General features: G+C 69.9%; 4 protein-coding genes. 3 read left to right on the forward strand and 1 reads right to left on the reverse strand.

Going from position 1 to position 4,909, the window contains the following annotated elements:
* Positions 1-208: 208 nt before the first annotated feature.
* On the forward strand, positions 209-997 hold the full coding sequence (locus K9U40_RS21975; RefSeq protein WP_282892243.1) for an inositol monophosphatase family protein: 789 nt from the start codon (positions 209-211) through the stop codon (positions 995-997).
* 16 nt (positions 998-1,013) lie between these two features.
* Here K9U40_RS21975 and mutL read toward each other — a convergent pair whose 3' ends face one another.
* Positions 1,014-2,873: a DNA mismatch repair endonuclease MutL gene (gene mutL / locus K9U40_RS21980; RefSeq protein ID WP_282892244.1), complete on the reverse strand. Its 1,860-nt coding sequence runs from the start codon at positions 2,871-2,873 to the stop codon at positions 1,014-1,016.
* A gap of 224 nt (positions 2,874-3,097) precedes the next feature.
* Between mutL and map the strand changes: the two genes are divergently transcribed.
* Together map and radC are read left to right on the forward strand one after the other, a co-directional pair.
* Positions 3,098-3,925 carry a type I methionyl aminopeptidase gene (map, locus tag K9U40_RS21985; RefSeq protein ID WP_282892245.1) on the forward strand — a complete coding sequence of 276 codons (828 nt, stop codon included), beginning with the start codon at positions 3,098-3,100 and terminating at the stop codon, positions 3,923-3,925.
* Between the two features lie 18 nt (positions 3,926-3,943).
* The gene (gene radC, locus K9U40_RS21990) at positions 3,944-4,648 is read left to right on the forward strand and encodes a RadC family protein (RefSeq protein WP_282892246.1); all 705 of its coding nucleotides are present in this window, start codon (positions 3,944-3,946) and stop codon (positions 4,646-4,648) included.
* Positions 4,649-4,909: the final 261 nt, after the last annotated feature.

Consider the following 4,909-nt stretch of genomic DNA (forward strand, 5'->3'; position numbering starts at 1 on the left):
GGGTTGGGGAGGGGGCCAAACGGACGGGCAACGGCCCCGCCGCCGGGATGGCCGAAGCCGCCTGCGCCCGTTACGCGCGCAGCGCTGTCCTGCACCCCCGCCGCTTGACGGCCACGGCGCAGGCGGGCACACGCTCACCCAACCCTTTCCCTGGCCGCAGGCCCGGCGCCGCGCGCGCCGGCCGCGGCCCGAAATTCAGGTTTCCCTTATGATCCGCTCCCCCCTCATCACCGTCATGGTCCAGGCCGTCCGCAAGGCGGGCCGGGCGCTTGCCCGCGACTTCGGCGAGGTGGAGCAGCTCCAGGTCTCCATGAAGGGGCCGGGCGATTTCGTCTCCGCCGCCGACCGCAAGTCCGAGGAGACGCTGCATGCCGAACTGTCCCGCGTGCGGCCCACCTACAGCTTCCTCATGGAGGAAAGCGGCGCAGTGGAGGGCTCCGATCCCTCCAACGTCTGGGTGGTGGACCCCCTCGACGGCACCACCAATTTCCTGCACGGCATCCCCATCTTCTCCATCTCGCTGGCGCTGGTGCGCAACGGCGTGCCGGTGGCGGGCGTGATCTTCAACCCGGTGATGGACGAGCTCTACGTGGCCGAGACCGGCCAGGGCGCCTATCTCAACGACCGCCGCCTGCGGGTCGCCGGCCGCAAGAAGCTCGCCGACAGCGTGGTGTGCTGCGGCCTGCCACACCTCGGCCGGGGCGACCACGCGAAGTTCAACCGGGAGCTGGAAAAGGTGCAGAGCCAGGTCTCGGGCCTGCGCCGCACGGGGTCGGCCGCCATCGACCTCGCCTGGGTGGCCTCGGGCCGCTTCGACGCCTTCTGGGAGCGCGACCTCTCGCCGTGGGACATGGCGGCGGGCATCGTGATGGTGCGCGAGGCGGGCGGCATCGTCACCGACCTTTCGGACGGCGACAAGATGCTCGACAAGGGCTCGGTGATCGCCGGCAACGAGATCATCCGCTCCGACCTCATGCGCCTCCTGAAGAGCGCCTGAGCGCGGCGCAAGTCCCTCACCGCCGGGCGAACAGCTTCTCCACGTCCTTCAGCGACAATGTGACGAAGGTCGGCCGGCCGTGGTTGCACTCGCCGGCATTGGGTGTCTCCTCCATCTCGCGCAGCAGCGCGTTCATCTCCTCCACCTTCAGGCGCCGCCCCGCGCGGACCGAGCCGTGGCAGGCCATGGTGGCGGCCACGTGGAGCAGCCGGCGTTCCAGCGGCAGCGCGTCGTCCCATTCGGCGGCATGCTCGGCGAGGTCGGTGACGAGGCGGGTCACGTCCGCATCCTTGAGCAGGGCCGGCACTTCCCGCACCAGCACCGCGCCGTGGCCGAAGCTCTCCAGCACCAGCCCGAGCGCCGCGAGATCGGCGGCACGCTCGGTGAGGCGGTCGGCATCGGCGGGGTCGAGATCCACCACCGCCGGGATCAGCAGGCCCTGCCGGCCGACGCCGTCGCGGGCCAGCGCCGCCTTTAGCTTCTCGTAGACGAGGCGCTCGTGCGCCGCGTGCTGGTCCACCAGGACGAGGCCGTCACGGGTCTGGGCGACGATATAGGTCTCGTGCAGCTGCGCCCGCGCCGCCCCCAGCGGCCGGTCGAGATCCACGGCCGAAAGGGGCGCCGCATCGGCCCGCGCATCCGCCGAGGGCTCGGCAATGTCGAGCCGCGCCTGCTCCTCCTCCCCAAGCCCCTGCGCCATCGGCCGGGCCGGAGACTGGCGCCAGTCGTAATCAGGGGCCGGCGCCCGCTGGAATCCGGCAAAGGCCCCACCCCCGGGAGCCGCGAACGGAGCGGCAGGCGCGAGCGACGGCCGCGCCGCCAGCTCCGGCGTGCGGGCCAGCGCCACCAGCCGGTCGGCCATGGTGCCGGCGGTGGAGGGAATGCGGGCGCCCAGCGCATCGGAGAGGGTGCGCACGATGAGCGCCCGCACATTGCCTCCATCGCGGAAGCGCACCTCGGTCTTCGCCGGGTGCACGTTCACGTCCACGTCGCGCGGGTCGAGGCTGATGAACAGCGCCAGCACCGGATAGCGGTCCGAAGGCAGCAGGTCCGCATAGGCCGCCCGCACCGCACCCATCAGCAGCTTGTCGCGCACCGGGCGGCCGTTCACGAACAGATACTGGCTGAGCGAATTGGCCCTGGAGAAGGTGGGAAGGCCGGCGAGGCCCTCCAGCATCACGTCGTCGCGGACGCCGTGGACCGCCACCACGTTGCGCCCCGCCTCCGCCCCCAGCACGTCGGCGAGGCGCGCGGCGCGGCCCTCCGCATCGTCAGCGCGCACCGGAAAGGTCACGGGGGCACGCTCGTCGGTGACGAGGGTGAAGGCCACGTCCGGCCGCGCCAGCGCGAGGCGGCGCACCACGTCCGCCGCCGCCGCGCCTTCGGCCCGATCCGATTTCAGGAACTTCAGCCGTGCCGGCGTCGCATAGAACAGGTCCCGCACCTCCACCCGCGTACCGCCCCCCAGCGCGGCGGGCCGCGGCGGCGTGACCACCCCGCCGTCCACCCGCACCTCGAAGGCATGGGCCGCATCCCTGGGCCGGCTCGCGATGGAAAGGTGCGCCACCGATCCGATGGAGGGCAGCGCCTCCCCCCGGAAGCCGAGGGTGGAGATGGCAAGGAGGTCTTCCCCGGCAAGCTTGGAGGTGGCGTGACGCTCCACGCACAAAGCCAGATCGTCCGGCCCCATGCCGCAGCCGTCGTCGGTGACCCGCACGAGCCGGCGGCCGCCGCCCTGGATCACCACCTCGATGGCGCGGGCGCCGGCATCCAGCGCATTCTCCACCAGTTCCTTCACCACCGCAGCCGGCCGCTCCACCACCTCGCCGGCAGCGATGCGGTCGATGAGCACGGGCGGCAGGCGGCGGATCAGCATGGCGGCTTGGGTATAGGACCTGGGTCCGATTCGGGATCGGTGATCTTAAGGCCACGCGCCGCCCGCGGCACCCCCGCGCGAACCGGCTGACGGGCGCAGCTGACGTAACGTCCGCCATGCGGAAACAGAGCGAAGCTTGCTTTGCCCGCCGCTTGGCCTAAATCTGTAGGAAGAGATATTTCGTGAGCGGCGGCGCGAAAGGCGCAGCCTTGAAGGCGTGACCCATGAATTATGTTGAGGCGGCCAACGCGCCGCTGCGCAAGACCGGCCATATCAAGCTCTACGGGCCGGAAGGCTTCGCCGGCATGCGCAAGGCCGGGCAGCTCACCGCGCAGGCGCTCGACGCCGTGGCCGAGATGGTCGCGCCCGGTGTCACCACCGACGCCATCGACCGCCTCATCTTCGAGTTCGCCATGGACCACGGCGCCTATCCGGCGACCCTGATGTATCGCGGCTACCGCTATTCCGTTTGCACCTCCGTGAACCACGTGGTGTGCCACGGCATGCCCAATGCCCGCCCCCTGCGCGAGGGCGACATCGTCAACGTGGACGTGACGCTGGTGCTCGACGGCTGGTATGGCGATTCGAGCCGCATGTATCCCGTGGGCGCCATCCCGCGCCGGGCCGAGCGGCTGCTGGAGGTGACCTACGACGCCATGATGCTCGGCATCGCGGCCATCCGCCCCGGCGGCCATGTGGGCGACATCGGCGCCGCCATCCAGGACTTCGTGGAGCCGCAGCACATGAGCGTGGTGCGCGACTTCTGCGGCCATGGCGTCGGCCAGGTGTTCCACGACGAGCCCAACATCGTGCATGTGGGCCGCCGCGGCGAGGGGCCGAAGCTGGTGCCGGGCATGATCTTCACCGTGGAGCCCATGATCAATCTGGGCCGGCCGCACGTGAAGGTGCTCTCCGACGGCTGGACCGCCGTCACCCGCGACCGCTCGCTCTCGGCCCAGTTCGAGCACGCGGTGGGCGTGACCGAGACCGGCGTCGAGATCTTCACCCTGAGCCCCAAGGGCTATCACAAGCCGCCCTACGTCGCCGCCTGAGCAGAGCCGGACACCTTTATGGCCGAGGCGCCGGAAGACGGCCTGAACGAAGCGCCCCATTTCCATGGGCACCGCGACCGGCTTCGCGCGCGCTTTCGCGAGGCGGGGGCACAGGCCCTCGCCGACTACGAGTTGCTGGAGCTGGTGCTGTTCCGTGCCGTGCCGCGGCGGGACGTGAAGCCGCTGGCCAAGGCGCTCGTGGACCGCTTCGGCTCCTTCGCCGAGGTCGTGGCCGCGCCGCCTGCCCTGCTTGCCGAAGTGCCGGGCGTGAAGGACGCCATCATCACCGAGCTGAAGGTGGTGGAGGCCGCCGCCCAGCGTCTTGCCAAGGGGCAGGTGAAGCGGCGTCCGGTGCTGTCCTCCTGGAGCTCGGTCATCGACTATTGCCGCACCGCCATGGCCTATGCGGACCGCGAGCAGGTGCGCGTGCTCTTCCTCGACAAGCGCAACCAGCTCATCGCCGACGAGGTGCTGCAGACCGGCACCGTGGACCACGCCCCGGTCTATCCCCGCGAGGTGGTGAAACGGGCGCTGGAGCTTTCCGCCTCCGCCCTCATCCTGTGCCACAATCATCCCTCAGGCGACCCGACCCCGTCGCGCGCCGACGTCGACATGACGCGGCGGATCATCGAGGTGGCCAAGCCCCTCGGCATCGAGGTGCACGACCACATCATCGTCGGCAAGGACGGCCACGCCAGCCTCAAAGGCCTGAAGCTGATCTGACGCGGTCAGAACACAGCGCTTGCGGGATGAAGTGAAGCTGCTTCAGAGCGCGGGAGAGTTCTAGCGTGGAATAGCATGCACATAGGCGGGGTGACTTCGCGCCCGCGATTGTCAGAATTCGCGCCAAAGGACTAAGAGCGCCTAACAAAACGATTTGTTAACCATATTTGGCGTTGTGTTGGGCATGGCCAAGAAGCTGTTGCCCGACGCCCTCTGGGCGGAGATCGCCCCGTTGTTTCCATGCGCTGCGCCTCGCCCGAA

This window comes from Xanthobacter autotrophicus, assembly GCF_030015065.1.
Classification (GTDB): Bacteria; Pseudomonadota; Alphaproteobacteria; order Rhizobiales; family Xanthobacteraceae; genus Xanthobacter; species Xanthobacter autotrophicus_D.